General features: G+C 70.5%; 15 protein-coding genes. 3 read left to right on the top strand and 12 right to left on the bottom strand.

Features of this window, described 5'->3' with window-relative positions:
- Positions 1 to 109: 109 nt before the first annotated feature.
- The 5 genes from ACZ60M_RS21775 to ACZ60M_RS21755 all read right to left on the bottom strand — a co-directional run bounded on the left by ACZ60M_RS21775 (position 110) and on the right by ACZ60M_RS21755 (position 5,470).
- The gene (locus ACZ60M_RS21775; protein ID WP_465420758.1) at positions 110 to 514 is read right to left on the bottom strand and encodes a VOC family protein; all 405 of its coding nucleotides are present in this window, start codon (positions 512 to 514) and stop codon (positions 110 to 112) included.
- Between the two features lie 10 nt (positions 515 to 524).
- Positions 525 to 968 (bottom strand): helix-turn-helix transcriptional regulator, encoded by a 444-nt coding sequence (locus ACZ60M_RS21770; protein ID WP_465420757.1) that lies wholly within the window; start codon positions 966 to 968, stop codon positions 525 to 527.
- Between the two features lie 79 nt (positions 969 to 1,047).
- Complete coding sequence (locus ACZ60M_RS21765) at positions 1,048 to 3,423, bottom strand: ATP-binding cassette domain-containing protein (protein ID WP_465420755.1); 2,376 nt, start codon at positions 3,421 to 3,423, stop codon at positions 1,048 to 1,050.
- A gap of 80 nt (positions 3,424 to 3,503) precedes the next feature.
- Positions 3,504 to 4,145, bottom strand: a complete 642-nt coding sequence (locus ACZ60M_RS21760; RefSeq protein ID WP_465420754.1) for a LuxR C-terminal-related transcriptional regulator — start codon at positions 4,143 to 4,145, stop codon at positions 3,504 to 3,506.
- Between the two features lie 17 nt (positions 4,146 to 4,162).
- Positions 4,163 to 5,470: a sensor histidine kinase gene (locus ACZ60M_RS21755; RefSeq protein ID WP_465420752.1), complete on the bottom strand. Its 1,308-nt coding sequence runs from the start codon at positions 5,468 to 5,470 to the stop codon at positions 4,163 to 4,165.
- A gap of 122 nt (positions 5,471 to 5,592) precedes the next feature.
- On the opposite strand from ACZ60M_RS21755, the gene ACZ60M_RS21750 reads away from it, so the two are divergent.
- Complete coding sequence (locus ACZ60M_RS21750; protein WP_465420750.1) at positions 5,593 to 6,396, top strand: SDR family NAD(P)-dependent oxidoreductase; 804 nt, start codon at positions 5,593 to 5,595, stop codon at positions 6,394 to 6,396.
- Here the strand turns inward: ACZ60M_RS21750 and ACZ60M_RS21745 are convergent, their stop codons facing one another.
- Positions 6,397 to 7,077, bottom strand: a complete 681-nt coding sequence (locus ACZ60M_RS21745; RefSeq protein ID WP_465420748.1) for an O-methyltransferase — start codon at positions 7,075 to 7,077, stop codon at positions 6,397 to 6,399.
- Positions 7,078 to 7,465: 388 nt separating this feature from the next.
- On the opposite strand from ACZ60M_RS21745, the gene ACZ60M_RS21740 reads away from it, so the two are divergent.
- Positions 7,466 to 7,900 carry an SsgA family sporulation/cell division regulator gene (locus ACZ60M_RS21740; RefSeq protein WP_125246281.1) on the top strand — a complete coding sequence of 145 codons (435 nt, stop codon included), beginning with the start codon at positions 7,466 to 7,468 and terminating at the stop codon, positions 7,898 to 7,900.
- Between the two features lie 67 nt (positions 7,901 to 7,967).
- Here the strand turns inward: ACZ60M_RS21740 and ACZ60M_RS21735 are convergent, their stop codons facing one another.
- The 6 genes from ACZ60M_RS21735 to ACZ60M_RS21710 all read right to left on the bottom strand — a co-directional run bounded on the left by ACZ60M_RS21735 (position 7,968) and on the right by ACZ60M_RS21710 (position 15,951).
- Positions 7,968 to 9,401 carry a multicopper oxidase family protein gene (locus tag ACZ60M_RS21735; protein ID WP_465420746.1) on the bottom strand — a complete coding sequence of 478 codons (1,434 nt, stop codon included), beginning with the start codon at positions 9,399 to 9,401 and terminating at the stop codon, positions 7,968 to 7,970.
- Positions 9,391 to 9,849, bottom strand: coding sequence for a hypothetical protein (locus ACZ60M_RS21730; protein WP_465420744.1), 459 nt, complete (start codon positions 9,847 to 9,849; stop codon positions 9,391 to 9,393). Before ACZ60M_RS21730 ends, ACZ60M_RS21735 begins: the two co-directional genes overlap by 11 nt.
- A 137-nt stretch (positions 9,850 to 9,986) precedes the next feature.
- Positions 9,987 to 11,171 carry an acetate/propionate family kinase gene (locus ACZ60M_RS21725; protein ID WP_465420742.1) on the bottom strand — a complete coding sequence of 395 codons (1,185 nt, stop codon included), beginning with the start codon at positions 11,169 to 11,171 and terminating at the stop codon, positions 9,987 to 9,989.
- Positions 11,172 to 11,221: 50 nt separating this feature from the next.
- Positions 11,222 to 13,297 carry a phosphate acetyltransferase gene (gene pta / locus ACZ60M_RS21720; RefSeq protein ID WP_465420740.1) on the bottom strand — a complete coding sequence of 692 codons (2,076 nt, stop codon included), beginning with the start codon at positions 13,295 to 13,297 and terminating at the stop codon, positions 11,222 to 11,224.
- A 176-nt stretch (positions 13,298 to 13,473) separates the two neighbouring features.
- Entirely contained in the window at positions 13,474 to 14,634 is a 1,161-nt protein-coding gene (locus tag ACZ60M_RS21715) for an RNA-guided endonuclease InsQ/TnpB family protein (RefSeq protein WP_465420738.1), read from the bottom strand.
- 171 nt (positions 14,635 to 14,805) lie between these two features.
- Positions 14,806 to 15,951, bottom strand: coding sequence for a citrate/2-methylcitrate synthase (locus ACZ60M_RS21710; protein WP_465420736.1), 1,146 nt, complete (start codon positions 15,949 to 15,951; stop codon positions 14,806 to 14,808).
- A 282-nt stretch (positions 15,952 to 16,233) separates the two neighbouring features.
- Here ACZ60M_RS21710 and ACZ60M_RS21705 point away from each other — a divergent pair, with 282 nt between their 5' ends.
- Positions 16,234 to 17,796 carry a protein kinase domain-containing protein gene (locus ACZ60M_RS21705; RefSeq protein WP_465420734.1) on the top strand — a complete coding sequence of 521 codons (1,563 nt, stop codon included), beginning with the start codon at positions 16,234 to 16,236 and terminating at the stop codon, positions 17,794 to 17,796.
- The last annotated feature ends 71 nt before the right edge of the window (positions 17,797 to 17,867 follow it).

Here is a 17,867-nt window from a genome sequence, read left to right as displayed (position 1 = left end):
CCCCCCCCCTCCCCCCCCCCCCCCCCCCCCCCCCCCCCCCCCCCCCCCCCCCCCCCCCCCCCCCCCCCCCCCCCCCCCCCCCCCCCCCCCCCCCCACTGCTTGCTTCGGTTACTGCTGCTTGATGCGGACCATGTTGCCCGCCGGGTCGCGGAAGGCGCAGTCGCGGATGCCGTACGGCTGGTCGGTGGGCTCCTGGACGACCTCGGCGGTCTCCTGGAGCTTCGCGAACACCTCGTCGAGGTTGGAGGTCGAGAGGTTGATGGAGGCGTACGTGCCCTTCGCCATCATCTCGGCGATGGTGGCGCGCTCCTCGTCCGTGATGCCCGGGTCGGCGGCCGGCGGGTGCAGCACGATCGAGACGTCGGGCTGCCCGACGGGCCCCACCGTGATCCAGCGCATCCCCTCGTAGCCGACGTCGTTGCGGACCTCGAAGCCGAGCACGTCGCGGTAGAACTCAAGGGCCGCTTCAGGGTCGTTCTGCGGCAGATATGCCTGGTAAATGTTGATGTCCATGCCGGCAAGCCTATTTCCTGGCGCCGCCGGGTGCTTCTCGATTCCTGATCGGTCGCGAGATCTGCTTCGAGACGCACGCGGGGATGCCCTCGGTCGCGTCGGCGGCCTTCTCCTTGTAGACGCTCGGCGGCATGCCGACCAGTTCGGTGAACCGCGTGCTGAACGTGCCCAGCGAGGACGAGCCGACCGCGAAGCACACCTCGGTGACGCTGAGGTCGCCGATGCGCAGCAGCGCCATCGCGCGTTCGATGCGCCGCGTCATGAGGTACGAGTACACCGATTCGCCGTACGCGGCCTTGAACTCGCGGCTGAGGTGCCCGGCCGACATGTGGACGCCGTGCGCGAGGGCCTCGACGTTCAGCGGCTCGGTGTACTCGCGGTCGATGCGGTCGCGCACGCGGCGCAGGAGGGCGAGGTCGCGCAGGCGCTGCTCGGAGGTCGGTCGGCTGGTCACCAGGACAGTCTGCCACCGCGGGCGCGCCCCGGCCAAACACCGAAACGCCCGCGGCCGGAGCCGCGGGCGTTCCGAAAGGTCAGGCCCCGACGTACTCGGCGAGGTGCTGCGCCGTCAAAGTCGAGCGGTCGGCGACGAGCGCGGCAGGCGTGCCCTCGAAGACGATCCGGCCGCCGTCGTGGCCCGCGCCCGGGCCGAGGTCGATGATCCAGTCGGCGTGGGCCATCACCGCCTGGTGGTGCTCGATGACGATCACGGTCTTGCCGGAGTCGACGAGCCGGTCGAGCAGGCCCAGCAGGTTGTCGACGTCGGCGAGGTGGAGGCCGGTGGTCGGCTCGTCCAGGACGAGCACGCCGCCCTTGTCCCCCATGTGGGTCGCGAGCTTGAGGCGCTGGCGCTCGCCGCCCGAGAGGGTCGTGAGCGGCTGCCCGAGGGTGAGGTACCCGAGGCCGACGTCGGCGAGGCGGTCGAGGATCTTGTGCGCGGCAGGGGTCTTGGCCTCGCCGTCGCTGAAGAACGCCTCCGCTTCGGCCACGGACATCCCGAGCACTTCGCTGATGTCCTTGCCGCCCAAGTGGTAATCGAGCACGGCCGCCTGGAACCGCTTCCCGCCGCATTCCTCGCAAGTGGACTCGACGGTGTCCATGATGCCCAGGTCGGTGTAGATGACGCCCGCGCCCTTGCACGTCGGGCACGCGCCCTCGGAGTTGGCGCTGAACAGGGCGGGCTTGACGCCGTTGGCCTTCGCGAACGCCTTGCGGATCGGGTCGAGCAGCCCGGTGTACGTGGCCGGGTTGCTGCGCCGCGAGCCGCGGATCGCGCCCTGGTCGATGGTCACCACGCCGTCCCTTGGGGAGACCGAGCCGTGGATGAGGGAGCTCTTGCCCGAACCGGCGACGCCGGTGACGACGGTGAGCACGCCTTCGGGGATGTCGACGTCCACGCCCTGCAGGTTGTGGGTGGCGGCCCCGCGCACTTCGAGCTGCCCGGTGCCCGAGCGGATCTCGTCCTTGAGGTGGACGCGGTCGTCGAGGTGGCGGCCGGTCACGGTGTCGCTCTTGCGGAGTCCGGCCACGGTGCCCTCGTAGCAGATGGTGCCGCCGCCGGTGCCCGCGCCGGGGCCGAGGTCGACCACGTGGTCGGCAATGGCGATCGCCTCGGGCTTGTGCTCGACGACCAGGACCGTGTTGCCCTTGTCCCGCAACTGGAGCAGCAGGTCGTTCATACGCTCGATGTCGTGCGGGTGGAGGCCGATCGTGGGCTCGTCGAACACGTACGTGACGTCGGTCAGCGAGGAGCCGAGGTGGCGGATCATCTTGGTGCGCTGCGACTCGCCGCCCGAGAGCGTGCCGGTGGGCCGCTCCAGCGAGAGGTAGCCGAGCCCGATGTCGGTGAAGGAGTCGAGCAGGTGCTGCAGCCCGGCGAGGAGCGGCGCGACGGTCGGCTCGTCGAGCTCGCTCACCCATTTGCGCAGGTCGCTGATTTGCATCGCGCACAGGTCCGCGATGTTCTTGCCCTTGATCTTCGAGGACCGCGCCTCGGGCGCGAGCCGGGTGCCCTCGCAGTCGGGGCAGGTCTGGAACACGACCGCCCGCTCCACGAACGCGCGGACGTGCGGCTGCAGCGCGTCGATGTCCTTGGACAGCATCGACTTCTGGATCTTGGGGATCAGGCCCTCGTAGGTGAGGTTGATGCCCTCGACCTTGATCTTGGTGGGCTCCTTGTACAAGAGGTCGTGCAGCTGCTTCTTGGTGAACTTCCCGACCGGCTTGTCCATCGGCAGGCCCGCGCCCGCGAACACGCGGCCGTACCAGCCGTCCATGCTGTAGCCCGGCACCTTCAGCGTGCCCTCGCTGAGCGACAGCGTCTCGTCGTACAGCGCCGCCAGGTCGAAGTCCGAGACCGCGCCGCGGCCCTCGCAGCGCGGGCACATGCCGCCGAGCTGGTTGAAGCTGGCCTTCTCGGCGATGGTCTTGCCGCCGCGCTGGACGGTGATCGCGCCGCTGGCCGACACCGACGGGACGTTGAACGAGTAGGCGTTCGGCGAGCCGATGTGCGGGGTGCCCAAGCGGCTGAACAGGATGCGCAGCATCGCGTTCGCGTCCGTCGCGGTCCCCACCGTGGAGCGCGGGTTCGCGCCCATCCGCTCCTGGTCGACGATGATGGCCGTCGTGAGCCCTTCGAGGCGGTCGACCTCGGGCCGGGACATGGTGGGCATGAAGCCCTGCACAAACGTCGAGTAGGTCTCGTTGATGAGCCGCTGCGACTCGGCCGCGATCGTGCTGAACACCAGCGAGCTCTTGCCCGAGCCGGAGACGCCCGTGAACACGGTCAGGCGCCGCTTCGGCAGCTCGACGCTGATGTCCTTGAGGTTGTTCTCACGGGCGCCCTGCACGCTGATCGTGTCGTGGCGGTCGGCGTTGTGGAGATCGGAGGGCTTCACGGCTTTGCTCATGAACGCAACTCTAAAGGCGGGGTCCGACGCGTGCTTCTCGATTCCTGATCGGTCCGCCTTCGCGCCCGCGACCTGCCGGTTCAGTTGCCTTCGAGGTAGGCGAGGACGGCGAGGACGCGGCGGTTGTCGTCCTCGGACTGCCCGAGGCCGAGCTTGCGGAACACGTTCGCCGAGTGCTTGCCCACGGCCTTCTCGGTGATGAACAGGCTCGCGGCGATAGCGGCGTTCGTGCGGCCCTCGGCCATGAGCCCCAGGACCTCCAGCTCGCGCGGGGTGAGCGCGTCGAGCCGGTTCTGCTGCTTGCCGAGCAGGCGCGCCACGACCTCCGGGTCCATCGCGGTACCCCCGGCGGCGACGCGCCGCAGCGCCTCGATGAACTCGGCGACGTTCGAGACGCGGTCCTTCAGCAGGTACCCCACCCCGCCGCGCCGGTCGCCGAGGAGCTCGCGCGCGTACAGCTGCTCGACGTACTGGGAGAGCACGAGGATCGGCAGGGCCGGGATGTGGCGGCGGGCCTCGATCGCGGCCCGCAGGCCCTCGTCGGTGAACGTCGGCGGGAGCCGGATGTCGACCACGGCCACGTCCGGCCGGTGGTTGAGGAGCGCCGCGGCCAGCGCGGGCCCGTTGTCGACCGCTTCGACCACGTGGAAGTCGTGGGCCTCGAGCATGCGGGTCAGGCCGTCGCGCAGGAGCGAGTGGTCTTCAGCGAGGACGACGTCCATGTTGCACCCCTTGTTGTTCAGCTCGGATACGGCCTGGGCGAATTATGGGCGCTGCCGAGGTCGACCGGCGCGGCGGGGATGGTCATGGTGACCACCGTGGGTCCGCCCTCGGGGCTGTCAACCTGCACGGTGCCGTCGAACGCGGCCAGGCGGCGGCGCACGCCGTCGAGCCCACCGCCGGCCGAGAACGACGCGCCGCCGATCCCGTCGTCGCGGACCTCGATCACGACCTGGTTCGGCTCCCGGTTGACAACGACCTGCACCTGGCTGGCCTCGGCGTGCTTGGTGATGTTGGTGAGGACCTCGTTCGTCGCGAAGTACGCGGCGGCCTCCAGCGGCGCGGGCAGCTTGTCCACCAGTCGGTCCACAACGGACACCGGGAGCGGGTGGTCGAGCGCCATCGCCTGGAGCGCGCCAGTGAGACCGCGGTCGGCGAGCACCGGCGGATGGATGCCGCGCACGAGCTGCCGGATCTCCTCCAGCGCGTCCGAGCAGGCCTGCCTGGCCTCCCCGACGAGCGCGGCCGCCTGGTCGGGCCGGTTCCGCGACAGGAGCTCTTCGGCCATCCCGAGCGTGAGGCTCAGCGCGGCGATGCGCGCCTGCGCGCCGTCGTGCAGGTCCCGCTCGATCCGGCGCAGTTCGGCCGCCGCGTGGTCGGCCGTCTGGTCGCGCGCCTGCCGCAGCTCCGTGACCCGCTCGGTCAGGAGCGCCTTCGCGGTGGGCCCGAGCAGCAGCACGCCCAGGTGCGAGTACCAGCGCAGGAACAGCTCGCCCCAGCGCCACCACGCGACGCCGCACGCGAGCGCGAACGGCACCAGCATGAGCGTCTTCGCAGGCGTGTCGAAGTCGTAGAACCCGAAGTCGTTGACGAACGGGCTCGGCGCGGAGTGGAAGACCGTGACCAGCAGCAGCGGCTGCACCAGGTAGTAGACGGCGACGCCGAACACGACGAGGTACAGCAGGTTCACGAGGAACCCGAGGGTCGCGTCGATCGCGAGCCAGGCGACGTCGCGCCAGGTCGCGGCCTCGCGCACGAGCAGCAGCGCCTGCTGGTCGAGCCGGGTCCGCTTCACCCGCGGCCGGTACGGGACGGGAATGTGGACGCCGAGCTGCTCGCCGATGATGCGCCGCTGGGAGTTCGCCCAGACGCGGATGGCCAGGAGCACCGCGACGGCGACGGGGATGCCGATCCAGAAGACGACGAGGACGCCGGTGGCGATCGCCGCGGCCAGAAGCGCCCCCGCGACGAGCGTGAGGCTGAACCGCAGGACCGACCAGCCCGGAAGGGCCAGTCGCCGCGTGATGGGATTGGCCGGTATCGACATGGTGGGGCAAGAGTACCCGCTGTATTTCCCGCTCTAACGCCACTGCCTGCGGCGCGACCGCCCGCGGTGTGCCGCTCGCTAGGCTGGGGCCTGCTTTTGCATTAGCGCTGAGGGGGACCGGTATGGGCGAGGGAACGTGGGCACTGGTCACGGGCGCTTCCGCGGGGCTCGGCGCGGCCTTCGCGCGGCAGCTGGCCGCGCGCGGGCACCACGTGGTCCTGGTGGCCCGCTCGGAAGCGCGGCTGGAGGCGCTGGCGGCCCGGCTGCGGGACGAGTACGGCGTGCAGACGCGGGTCGCGGTGCAGGACCTGGCGCAGCCGGGCGCGGCCGAGCGGCTCGCCGAGGCGGTCGCGGCGGCCGGGATCGAGGTCGAGGTGTTGGTGAACAACGCGGGGATCGGCACGTTCGGCCGGGACGCGGAGATCGGCGCGGACTACAACCGGGACGTGGCGATGGTGAACGTCGTGGCGGTCGCCGACCTGGTGCAGCGGTTCATGCCGGGGATGGTCGCGCGCGGCTCGGGCGCGGTCGTGAACGTGGCGTCGATGGCCGGCTTCCAGCCGCAGCCGTACATGGCGCTGTACGCGGCGACGAAGGCGTTCGTCGTGAACTACAGCCTGGGCCTGTGGGTCGAGACCAAGGGCACGGGCGTGCGGGTCCTCGCGGTGTGCCCGGGCCCGGTGGACACGGACTTCCCTATCGCGAACGGCATCAAGTACGACGAGCGGCGCCTGGGCTGGCTCCTGGCTGACCCCGAGGCGATCGTGCGGCAGTCGCTGCGAGCGCTCGACCGCGACAAGGGGTATGTCGTCCCGGACTGGAAGAACTGGCCCGAAGCGCACCTGCTGCCGAGGCGTCCGCGGCGGCTCATGACCCGCCTGATCGGCCTGGTCCTGCGCCGCTTCGCGGACTACCAGCGACGCTAGCTAGTCGGCGGCTGAGTCTGCGACCCTGGCGATCGAGAGGCCGTCGTAGCCTTTGACGCCCACGGTCTGCATGACGGTGCCGTCCAGGCGCGGGTCGGCCGCGACCTTCTCCAGGTAGGACCGGACGCCCTGCACGTTCGGGTCCCGGCTGAGCCCGTCGGCGACGGCGCCGCCGCGGACCACGTTGTCGGCCACGATGAGCCCGCCGGGCCGGGTGAGCTTGAGCGACCAGTCGAGGTAGGCGGGGTAGCCGCCCTTGTCCGCGTCGATGAAGACCATGTCGAACGGCGCGCCGCCCTCGGCCGCGAGCTTCGGGAGGCTGTCGATGGCCGCGCCGACGCGGATCTCGACGATGCCGACGAGCCCGGCGCGGGCGATGTTGCCGCTGGCGACCTCGGCGTGCCTGGGGCTGTACTCGAGGGAGACGAGGTGGCCGTCCTTCGGGAGGGCCCGGGCCATCCAGATCGCGCTGTAGCCGCCGAGCGTGCCGATCTCCAGGACCCGCTTCGCGCCGAGCGTCTTCGCCAGGAGGTAGAGGAGCTTCCCCTGCGCGGCCGATACGGAGATCGGCGGCAGTCCGGCCCGCTGGGCCGCTTCGGTGGCCCCGGTGAGGACCTCGTCCTCGCCGACGAGCAGCGACGAGAGGAACCCGTCGACTTCGGTCCATTGCGCCTGGCCCATGGTTCGCCCCTTCGGAGTCCGAGAACGTCGGTCAAACGCTATCACCGCCGACCCGCCCGATTCACGCCGATAATTTGCAACCGAGTCGTAACGACGTTTTGCGACTGGGCGGACTCGCGGTCGGGAATAGTACCGCTAAAGAGTGAAGGACGTTGTTGTAATTACGACATAGAGCGATGATTGACAGTGGTCTTTTGTCAGAATTTGCCCCCTTATCAGGGGAACGCGCCGGTCTCGGTCTTGCGGATCGTCGTACGGCGCAACGGCTTGAATGATAGACCTGAATCACGACTTGTTCGCGGCCGAAGTTCCGGACCTCCGGTGCGGCGGCGGATTGGAATGACGACCGGCTTCGGGGGGAGCCGGTCGCACACTGGGGGGTAACGCTATGAGCATGGCACGATCGGCGACAGTCGATATCGGCACCACCATGCGGCTCGTCGCACCCGATTTCGCGACGGTGAGTGTGCGCGCGAGCCTGCGCTACGACCCGGACGACCCTTACGCCGTCTGCGTCATGTTCCACCCCGACGGCACCGACGCCGACCAGGTCGCCTGGTCCTTCTCGCGGGAGCTGCTCGCGAAGGGCCTGGAAGAGCCCACGGGGATCGGGGACGTCAGGGTGTGGCCCTGGACCACCCCGCGGGGCGAATCGGTCGCACTGGCGCTCTCCTCGCCCGACGGGAACGCCCTGTTCGAGATCAACCGGGGCGTCGTGCAGCGGTTCCTCCGCCGGGCGTACAGCCTGGTGCCGCGCGGCCGCGAGTCCGGCTACGTCGACATGGACTCGACCCTCACGAAACTCCTGGCCGGAGGCGTCTGACGCCTCGAGGCCGTACCAGCGAGCGGCAGGGCGGACCGGGATTCCCGGTCCGCCCTTTCGCGTCCGCTCACTCGGGGTGGTTCCCGGCGGGCCCGCCGATGAGGAACGGCGCGCCGATCCCCTCGTAGGCGACGTGCGCGACCAGGCCCTCGGCGGCGTGCGGCAGGTTGTGGCAGTGGTCCATCCAGATCCCGGGGTTGTCGGCCTCGAACGCGATCTCGTAGACCTCGCCGTCGCGCACCTCGAGCGAGTCGATCCACCAGGGGCTGCCGGTGGCCTCGACCCCGTTGCGGGAGAGGACGACCGCGTGGTGGCCGTGCAGGTGCATCGGGTGGGCCTCGCCGCTGTCGTTGGCGATGCGCATGACGACGATGTCGCCGTATGCGACCGAGAACATCGGCACGTCGGGAAGCAGTTTCCCGTTGACGGTCCACCAGAACCCGGGCTTGCCGTCGAGGAACCCGGGGCGGCGGCCGATGGTGTACTCGAATTCGCGGTCGGCGTCAGCGGGATCGAACCCGATCGCGGCGGGTATTCCATAGTGGAGCAGATCGAGCGTTTCGGCGGGCTGGCCGGAGGCCTCGGCAGGGCCGTCGCCGACGACGAGCGCGGCCGAACCGCTCAAGTTGACGCGCACGCCGCCGCTCGCGGGCATCGTGAACACGAGTTCGGCCCGGCCGCCAGCGGGCACTTCTATTGCGGTGCGGGTGATCTCGGCGGGTTCGTTGAGCCCGGTGCCGTCGACGGCGGCGAGGCGGAACGGGGCGCCGTCGACCCACACGGGCATGACGCCGAAGTCGGTGTTGACGACCCTGACGCGGACCGTGTCGCCGGGCGCGGCGGCCACCGCGTCCTCACCGTCGCGGCCGTTCACGGTGTGCTGCCCGTCGTAGAGGTGCACGACCGCCAGCGCGTCCACATTCGCGCCGGTCCCTTCGGCGGGGGTGACGACGAGCGGGCCGAGGAGGCCGCCGACGACCTGCTCGTGGGAGACCTGGTGCGAGTGGTACCAGAAGGTCCCGGCCTGGTCGGCGAAGAACCGGTAGGTGAACGTGTCGCCGGGGGCGACGGCGTCCTGGGTGACGCCTGCGGCGCCGTCCATCGCGCCGGGCACGTCGACGCCGTGCCAGTGGAGGGTGATGCCTTCGGCGATGTTCGCGTTGGCGAGGACCACTTCGACGAGCTGGCCCTGCTCGGCGCGGATCTCTGGTCCGGGAGAGGCATCGTTGATCGTGTAGCCGTCGACCTCGCGGCCGCTCGCGAGCGTCAACCGCTGCTGCTCGGCGGTGAGTTCGACCCGCACGTCCGCTTCCTGCGCGTCAGGAACGGTGAGGGCGTCGACGGGGATGTCGGAGTCGCTGCCGTGGTCGTGGCCGTCCATGTGCGCGACCGAGTACGACTCCGGCAGCAGGCTCGCCTGCCAGAGCCAGGCGATCGGCGCGAGCACCACGACGGCCGCCGCGACGGCGGCGAGGGCCTTGGCGCGTCTGCTAAAGCGCATCCCCGGCCGCCGGTGCCGCTTCCGGCTGCGGCTTCTTGGCGCGGAATCCGGCCATGAACGCGGCGCCGTAGACGGCGAAGGCGACGAGGCCGTGCAGGAACCCGAAGATCGCGGCCTCGTGGCCGAAGATGCCCAGGAAGATCTGGACGGCGACCCACGCGGCCACGAGCACGGCGAAGAGCACGCCGCCCTTGACCTTCGCGAAGAACGAGACGATCAACAGGATCAGGGCGAGGGCCGGGACGACCATCATGCCGTTGATCGCGTGGAGCCCGAAGCCGATGGCCTCGTCGAACGGCAGCTCCTCGCTCTCCAAGACGGCCGAGTCGAGGACGCCGCCGTCCTGGACCCAGATGCCGAGTCCGGCGACGGCGTAGGCCATGAACGCGGCCTGCAGCGCGACGTCGGCGGCGATGATGTAGGCGAGGATGCGGTAGAAGACTCTCATGCGGCTGCCCTCCTGGCGGGGTCCGAGAAATCGACTCCCGAGAGTGATCATAAGCACACTGAGGGTGTTTCGGTTCCGGGAAGGCAGGAGCCGCGCCCCGAATCCGGGACGCGGCTCGAAACCCAGGCCTGCGGGCGTCAGGAGCGCAGCAGCGCCGCCGTCTGCGCGGCGATCTCGCCCTCTTCGTTCGTGGGGATCACCATGACCGTGATCGGCGACTGCGGCGTCGAGATGACCGGCCCGCCCGCCGCGTTCGCGGCCTCGTCCAGGTGCACGCCCAGCGCCACGAGCGAGCCGAGCGCGCCCGCGCGCACCTCAGGGCTGTTCTCCCCCACCCCTGCGGTGAACGCGATCGCGTCCGCCCCGCCGAGCGCGGCGATGTACGACCCGATGTACTTGCGGATGCGGTAGCAGTAGATCTCCATGGCGACCTGCGCCGACCGGTCGCCCGACTCGGCGGCGGCCTCGACCGCGCGCATGTCGATCTGGCCGGTCAGGGCGAGCATCCCCGACTCCTTGTTCAACGCCGCGTCCAGGTCCTCGAACGAGGCCCCGGTCTGGCGGTGCATGTGGAACACGATCGCCGGGTCGATATCCCCCGACCGCGTCCCCATGACCAGGCCTTCGAGCGGCGTGAGCCCCATCGACGTGTCGATCGAGCGGCCCCGCTCCACGGCCGAGACCGACGCGCCGTTGCCCAGGTGGGCGACGATCACGTTGACCTCCTTGGGGCTCTTGCCGAGCAGCTCGGCGGCCTTGCGGGAGACGTACGCGTGCGAGGTGCCGTGGAAGCCGTACCGGCGCACCCCGTGCTCCTCGCGCCAGGCGCTGGGCACCGCGTACAGGTGCGCCCGCTCGGGCACCGTCGCGTGGAACGCCGTGTCGAACACCGCGACCTGCGGCAGCTTCGGGAAGAGCTTGCGCGCCACCCGGATGCCCTCCAGGTTCGCCGGGTTGTGCAGCGGCGCGAGCGCCGACAGCTCCTCGACGGCCTGCTCGACCTCGTCGTCCACGACCACCGGCTGCACGAACCGCTCGCCGCCGTGCACCACCCGGTGCGCCACCGCGATCAGCCCGGCCCCCGACAGCGGGGTCCCGGCCTGCTCGAACGCCTTGACCATCGCCTCCAGGCCCGCCGCGTGGTCGGCCAGGTGCGCCGTCGCCTCGTGCTTCTCGCCCTCGTGCCTGTGCGTGAGGACCGACTCCGGCTGCCCGATGCGCTCGATCACGCCCGAGGTCGAGGCCTCCAGGGTCTCGCCGTCGACCAGCTGGTACTTGATCGACGAGGACCCGGAGTTGATCACCAGGACCGGTGCGCTCATGGCGTTCCTTTCTCGCGCGCGGGCCCGCGCGGACGCGGGCCCCCCAGGGCTCAAGCGGGCTGGCTCGCCTGGATGGCGGTCAGCGCGACGGTGTTGACGATGTCGGGCACGGTCGCGCCCCGCGACAGGTCGTTGACGGGCTTGCGCAGGCCCTGCAGCACCGGGCCCACCGCGATCGCCCCGGCGGAGCGCTGCACGGCCTTGTACAGGTTGTTGCCGGTGTTCAGGTCGGGGACGATGAAGACCGTGGCCTTCCCCGCCACCTGCGAGTCAGGAAGCTTCGTCCCGGCGACCCCGGCATCGGCGGCGGCGTCGTACTGGATGGGACCCTCCACCGGGAGGCCCGGCCTGCGGGACCGGACGATCTCGGTGGCCGCCCGGACCTTGTCCACGGCTTCACCGTGGCCCGAAGTGCCGGTGGAGTAGGAGAGCAACGCCACGCGCGGTTCCACGCCGAACTCGATGGCGGTGTCAGCAGAGGATAGCGCGATGTCGGCCAGCTGCTCGGCATCGGGGTTCGGGTTGACCGCGCAGTCCCCGTAGACGAGCACCCGGTCCTCCAGGCACATGAAGAACACCGAGGAGACCACGGCCACTTCGGGTTTGGTCTTGATGATCTCGAACGACGGCCGGATCGTGTGGGCCGTGGTGTGCACCGCGCCCGACACCATGCCGTCGGCCATGCCCGTGTGGACCATCATCGTGCCGAAATAGGAGACGTCGGCGACCGTGTCGTACGCCTGCTCCACCGTGACGCCCTTGTGGGCCCGCAGCTGCGCGTACTCCTTCGCGAACCGCTCGCGGATCTCGTGGTCGCCGGGGTTGAGGATCGAGACGCCGTTGATGTCGACGCCCAGTTGCGCCGCCTGCGAACGGATCTCGGACTCTTCACCGAGGAGCGTCAGGCGGGCCACGTCGCGCCGCATCAGGATCTCGGCGGCCTTGAGGATGCGCGGTTCAGCGCCCTCTGGCAGCACGATGTGCTTGTCGAGGGCCTTCGCGCGGCCGATCATCGCGTGCTCGAACATGACCGGCGTGACCACCGTGGGCTTGGCGAGCGCGAGCCGGTCGAGCAGGTCGTCGCCGTCCACACCGGCCGCGAAGTCTTCGAGGGCGCGGGTGATCTTGCGCTGGCCGCCCGCGGCGAGCGAGCCGGAGACGTCGCCGACGAGGTTGGCCATGTCGAAGGTGTCGTGCTGCACCAGGGCGATCGGCAGGCGCGAGTCGAGTCCGGCGACGATGTCGAGGATCTGCGGCTCGGGCCGGATGCCGCCGGTGAGGAACACGGCCGAGAGGCTCGGCGTGCCTTCGGCCTGGTGGGCCGCGAGGAGTCCGAGGAGGACTTCGGAGCGGTCGCCGGGGAGGATCACGGCCTTGTCGTCGGCGAGGCGGGTGAGGAGGTTCGGGAGGGTCATCGCGGCGACGACGACGTCCCCGACGGTGCGGGTGAAGACGTCCGGGTCGCCTGAGATGAGGGTCGCGTCGGCGGCCTCGATGAGCTCGCCCACGGTGGGCGCCACGACGACCGGGTCCTCGGCGATGACGCCGGTGCCGGGGTGCGCGGCCTTGACGAGGTCGACGTCGGCGGGGTCGACGCGGTTGACGACCGTGCCGAGCACGGTCGCATGGTCGGCTTCCGCTTGGGCGGTGCCGAAGCGGAGGGCGGCGGCGATGTCGGCGGGGGTCTTGCGGTACCCGGCGACGACGAGGAGCATCGGCGCGGCGAGGTTCACGGCGATGCGGGTGTTGTAGGTGAACTCGACGGGGGCGCCCACATCGGAGTAGTCGGAGCCGACGACGAGGACGACGTCGTGCGCGTCGGCGAGGGCGTGGTAGCGCTCGACGATCTGGGTGAGGGCGGCGTCCGCGTCGGCGCGGACGTCCGAGTAGGTGACGCCGACCGAGGCCTCGTAGGGGCTCGGCAGGCGGTACTGGCCGCGGAGGAGGGTGATGATCGGGTCGCCTGCGAGCGTGTGCTCGTCGCGGACGACGGGGCGGAACACGGCGACGGAGCCGGCCCGCCGGGTGAGCAGGTCCATGACGCCCACGGCTACTGCGGACTTGCCGCTGCCGGGGTCGAGACTGGCGAGGTAGAGACTTTGAGCCACGGCTCCAACGCTATCCATCCCGTGCGACCCGCGCAGCGGATCTGCGCGGCGGCTCACCTTTGGCTTCCTCACAGCCGTGGGCGGCGGTGATTTCCGGCTCGCGGTCCGCGGGTGCGGCCCGACTACGGGTGGGTTCCTGTTTCGACGGGCCGTGCCGAGGTTGCCCCTGGTCTTACCGGCCCTCCGCAGGCGTTTTAGGTGTCCGCCAGCCCGGCGGCCACCATCGCGAGGCGCGTGCCCTCGCAACGAATGTTGATCTCGGCGTTGCCGTCCCGGTCATGCACCGCGCCGCAAGGGCACACCCACTCGCGGACACCCAAGCCCTCGATGCCCTTCGGGCCCGTCAAGGCCCCGCACGACGAGCACAGCCGGGTCGAGGGGAAGAACCGGTCCACCTTGACGAAGGTCCGGCCGGTTCGGGCCGCCTTCGATTCGAGCAGGGCGAGGAACCGCCCCAGCGCGGCATCCGCTATCGACTTTGCGCCCCGACCCCGGGAAAGGCCCCGCACATTGAGGTCTTCGACGTAGAGGGCTTGGTTCTCGCCCACCAGCGTCCGCACCTGCTTATGCAGCCAGTCGTCCCGGCGGTCACGGATCCCCTCATGCACCTTCGCGACGTGCACCCGCGCCTTGGCCTGGTTTGCCGAGCCCCTCGCCTTGCGCGACAGCGCCCGCTGCGCCTTCGCGAGCTTTCGCTCCAGACGCTTGAAGAACCTGGGGTTCGCGATCGTCTTCCCGCCGCGAAGCACCGCGAAATCCTTCAAACCGAGGTCGATCCCGGTTTCGGCCTCAGGGTCAGAAAGCGGCTCCAACACTTCGGCATCGTCATCGACCGCGACCACGAACGAGGCGAAGAACTTCCCCGTCGGCGTCTTGATGATCGTCACCGAGGACGGCTCTGCCACCAGCTCCCGAGACCAGGCGATTTTCAGCTCACCGACCTTCGCGAGGTAGAGCTTCCCGTTCGCCCGCAGGCGAAACCCGTTGCGCGTGTACCGGGCGGCCTGCCGATGCGAGCGGCGTTTGAACCGCGGCGGTCCCATCTTCGCCCCGGCCCGCTGGCCCTTGAGCGAGGCGAAGAAGTTCTGATACGCCTGGTGGCAGTCGCGCAGGGCCTGCTGCAGCGGCACTGTGGACACCTCCGCGAGCCAGGCGCGTTCGGGAGTCTGCTTGGCGCGGGTGATGAGCTGCTTGTCGAGCGCTGCCGTTGACGGGAACGGCAGCCCCTCGGCGTGCGCCTTGCGGCGGGCTGCGACAGCGTCATTGAACACCGTTCGCACGCACCCGAACGTCCGCGCCAGCGCCGAGCGCTGCGGCGCGGTCGGGTAGACCCGGAAGGTGTAACGCAACTGCACGCCCACCACCGTAGGAGACGAGCACGACAAACGCTAACGCGACACTCCGAGGCTGTTTCATGGCGATCGTCACCACCGCTCACAATCCCCGTCCGCGGGTCCGCGAGCGGCGCTCGTACTGCGGGCTTTCGAGTCCGGTCGCGGCGTGCGGCGCCGCGACCGGCTCTCGCGTCAGGCGGCGAAGCCGTCTTCGGGGACCGGCTGAGGTGGCGGGGTGCCGACGTATTTGGCCCTGGGGCGGATGATCTTGGAGTCGCGGGCCTGCTCGAGGATGTTCGCGCTCCAGCCGACCACGCGGCTCGTCGTGAACGTCGGCGTGAACATCGTGCGCGGCACGCCCGCGAGCTCCATCACCACGCCCGCATAGAACTCGACGTTCGTGTAGAGCTTGCGGCCGGGCTTGACCTCGGCGAGGATCTCCACGACCCGCCGCTCGACGGTCTTGGCGAAGTCCACGATGTCCCCGTCGAGGCCGTCGGCGACGTCCCGCAGGTGGAGCGAGCGCGGGTCGTCGGTCTTGTAGACGGCGTGGCCGAAGCCCATGATGCGCCGCCCCGCCTCCAGCTCGCCGCGAATCCAGGCGTCGATGTTCTCGGGCCCGCCGATCGCGTCCAGCGCGTCGAGCGCGCGGGCGGGCGCGCCGCCGTGCAGCGGCCCGGAGAGCGCGCCGATCGCGCCCACGAGCGCCGCGCCGAGATCGGCCCCTGTGGAGGCGATGACGCGGGAGGTGAACGTCGAGGCGTTGAAGCCGTGGTCGATCGTGAGGATGAGGTAGTGCTCGACCGCCCGCGCGTTCGCCTCGGTAGGCACCTCGCCGGTCATCATGTACAGGTAGTTCGCGGCGTACCCGAGGTCTTCGCGCGGGTCGAGCGGTTCGAGCCCCTGGCCGATGCGCCACATGGCGGTGAGGATCGTGGGCGTGACCGCGCACGCGAACAGGGCGTCGTCGGCGCGGGCGGCCTCGCCGATGTCGAGCACCGGCCGCATGGGCCGGAACGCGCACGCTGCCGAGAGCGCGGTGCGCAGGCCGTCCAGCGGCGAGGAGCCCTTGAGGTGGGGCAGGAGTTCGCGCAGCTGCGGGGTGAGCTTGCGGTAGGGCGCGACCTGGGCTTTGAACTCGGCGAGCTGCGCGCGGGTGGGCAGCGCGGCGTGGGTCATGAGGTACCAGACCTGCTCGAACGAGCACTGCTGCGCGAGCTCGACGGCGTTGTACTGGCGGTAGTGGTAGAAGCCCTCCTCGCCGCGGACGTCGCCGATCTCGGTGTCGGCGACGATGACACGGTCCAGGCCTTTGGGGACTTCGATGAATTCGGTCATTGGCTACTCCTCGTCCGGCACGCCTGTGGGCCGCCTGGTGACGCTTGCTGTCGCGATCGCCGCTCCGGTTCGCTTGCCAGCCTACGGGATTTCGGGCCGCGCGGACCCGAACGTCGGACCGGTGCCTCGCGTCACCGCACGGGCGGCGGCAGGCCCGTTGCAGCCGCGCCTTAGAGTGGACCTCCTGCCCGACAGCAGCGCCGACACCGCGAGCCGCCGGTTCCCGTCTCCCCATGGCCCGCAGGCGATCGCGCTTCAGGACACCCCGAACGAGGACTGCCCGTGGACTCCGGAACGCTCATCGCCGGCCGCTACCGACTCGACCGCATCATCGCCTCCGGCGGCATGGGCGCGGTGTGGCGGGCCGAGGACGAACGCCTGGAACGCGAGGTCGCCGTCAAGGTCCTCCATGCCGGACTCGACACTTCCCAGCAGCCGCGCGACCGCTTCGAGCGCGAGGCGAAGACCCTGGCGAGCCTGAAGGGCCCGGGGTGCGTGGAGGTCTACGACTTCGGCGAGGAGACCGACGGCGACCGCACGGTCGTGTTCCTGGTGATGGAGCTCGTCGACGGCGTCTCGCTCGCCGAACTCCTGCACCGGGAGGAGCGGCTCGACCCGGCCCGGACGATGCGGATCATGGCGGAGGCGGCCGAGGCGCTCGCGGCCGCGCACCGGCGCGGGATCGTGCACCGCGACATCAAGCCCGGGAACATCCTCATCGACGCCGACGACCGCGTGAAAGTGGTCGACTTCGGGATCTCCCTGTTCGCGAACCGCTCGCGGCTCACGCCGAGCGACCAGGTGCTGGGGACGGCGCCGTACGTCTCGCCGGAGCAGTTGCGGGACAAGGGCGTCACGGGCGCGTCCGACCTGTACTCGCTCGGGGCCGTGGCTTACGAGTGCCTGACCGGGGCGCCGCCGTTCGACGCGGCCGACCCGGCGGCGGTGATCCACGGGCACCTGTACTCCGAGCCTCCCGCGCTGCCCGAGGACGTGCCCGCCGAGGTGGCCGGGATCGTCTCCCGGTCGCTCCTGAAAGCCCCTGAGGAGCGCTGGGAGTCCGGCGACGTCCTCGCGGCTGCGGCCCGCGCGGCGACCACCGGGCAGCACCCGGTCGCGACGCCCCCGGCAGATATGTCCTCTATGGACGCACGAACCGCCGATGTCCCGGCGGCCGCGCGGGCGCCGTTCCTGCCCGCGGCCGAGCCGCCGGTGACGCCGCCTGCCCACCCGGTCGTCGCCGCGCCCGAAGACGGCCCGCGCAGGCGCCGCCGGATGGTGCTCATCGGCATCGCGGCCGTGCTGGTGCTGTCCGTGATCGCGGTCCTGGCGCTGAACCCGTTCGCGGGCGACGGCAAGGTCGCCGGAGAAGACGACGGCACGTCCCCCGCGGCAGCGACCTCGGCCGAGGACGCGGGTTCGGCTGCGGCACAAGAGCCTTCGGCCTCGGGCAGCGCGGCGACCACCGATCCCTCGTCGGAGTCGACCACGGCCGAGCAGACCAGCGAGGCCGACGGCGGCTCGCAGGACGACGGCACCTCGGGCGGTGGCGAGACCGGCGGCGGAGGCGACGAGGACTCCGGCGGGGACGACACCGCGAAGGAAGGCAGCGGCCAGGTGCCCGACGTGACGGGCCAGACCACGTTCGACGCCCGCGACCAGCTGAACGGCGAGGGGTTCTCGAACGTCGTCGCGGCGGTCGGCTACTACTACATCACCCCTGAGCCCGCGCACTGCACGGTGATCCAGCAGAGCCCGACGGCCGGCGAGACCGCCGACTACACCGCGCAGATCACGGTGTACTTCCACGAGCGCACGGCCGAGGGCACGAGCTGCTCGTGGTGAGCGGGCGCCGGACTGCGGGTGGAGCGGCACCGCGAACGGGTTGACCGGCCGGGCCGCAGCCTGAATGATTG

Source organism: Glycomyces sp. NPDC050141, assembly GCF_055586545.1.
Note: the sequence above shows the minus strand (reverse complement) of the source record. Positions and strands in the feature narration are given on the sequence as shown.

What these genes read in the sequence shown, in the direction of transcription:
- ACZ60M_RS21775 (WP_465420758.1), bottom strand. Translation starts at nt 514, where the DNA reads ATGGACATCAACATTTACCAGGCATATCTGCCGCAGAACGACCCTGAA.
- ACZ60M_RS21765 (WP_465420755.1), bottom strand. Translation starts at nt 3,423, where the DNA reads ATGAGCAAAGCCGTGAAGCCCTCCGATCTCCACAACGCCGACCGCCAC.
- ACZ60M_RS21760 (WP_465420754.1), bottom strand. Translation starts at nt 4,145, where the DNA reads ATGGACGTCGTCCTCGCTGAAGACCACTCGCTCCTGCGCGACGGCCTG.
- ACZ60M_RS21755 (WP_465420752.1), bottom strand. Translation starts at nt 5,470, where the DNA reads ATGTCGATACCGGCCAATCCCATCACGCGGCGACTGGCCCTTCCGGGC.
- ACZ60M_RS21750 (WP_465420750.1), top strand. Translation starts at nt 5,593, where the DNA reads ATGGGCGAGGGAACGTGGGCACTGGTCACGGGCGCTTCCGCGGGGCTC.
- ACZ60M_RS21745 (WP_465420748.1), bottom strand. Translation starts at nt 7,077, where the DNA reads ATGGGCCAGGCGCAATGGACCGAAGTCGACGGGTTCCTCTCGTCGCTG.
- ACZ60M_RS21740 (WP_125246281.1), top strand. Translation starts at nt 7,466, where the DNA reads ATGAGCATGGCACGATCGGCGACAGTCGATATCGGCACCACCATGCGG.
- ACZ60M_RS21735 (WP_465420746.1), bottom strand. Translation starts at nt 9,401, where the DNA reads ATGCGCTTTAGCAGACGCGCCAAGGCCCTCGCCGCCGTCGCGGCGGCC.
- ACZ60M_RS21730 (WP_465420744.1), bottom strand. Translation starts at nt 9,849, where the DNA reads ATGAGAGTCTTCTACCGCATCCTCGCCTACATCATCGCCGCCGACGTC.
- ACZ60M_RS21725 (WP_465420742.1), bottom strand. Translation starts at nt 11,171, where the DNA reads ATGAGCGCACCGGTCCTGGTGATCAACTCCGGGTCCTCGTCGATCAAG.
- pta (WP_465420740.1), bottom strand. Translation starts at nt 13,297, where the DNA reads ATGGATAGCGTTGGAGCCGTGGCTCAAAGTCTCTACCTCGCCAGTCTC.
- ACZ60M_RS21710 (WP_465420736.1), bottom strand. Translation starts at nt 15,951, where the DNA reads ATGACCGAATTCATCGAAGTCCCCAAAGGCCTGGACCGTGTCATCGTC.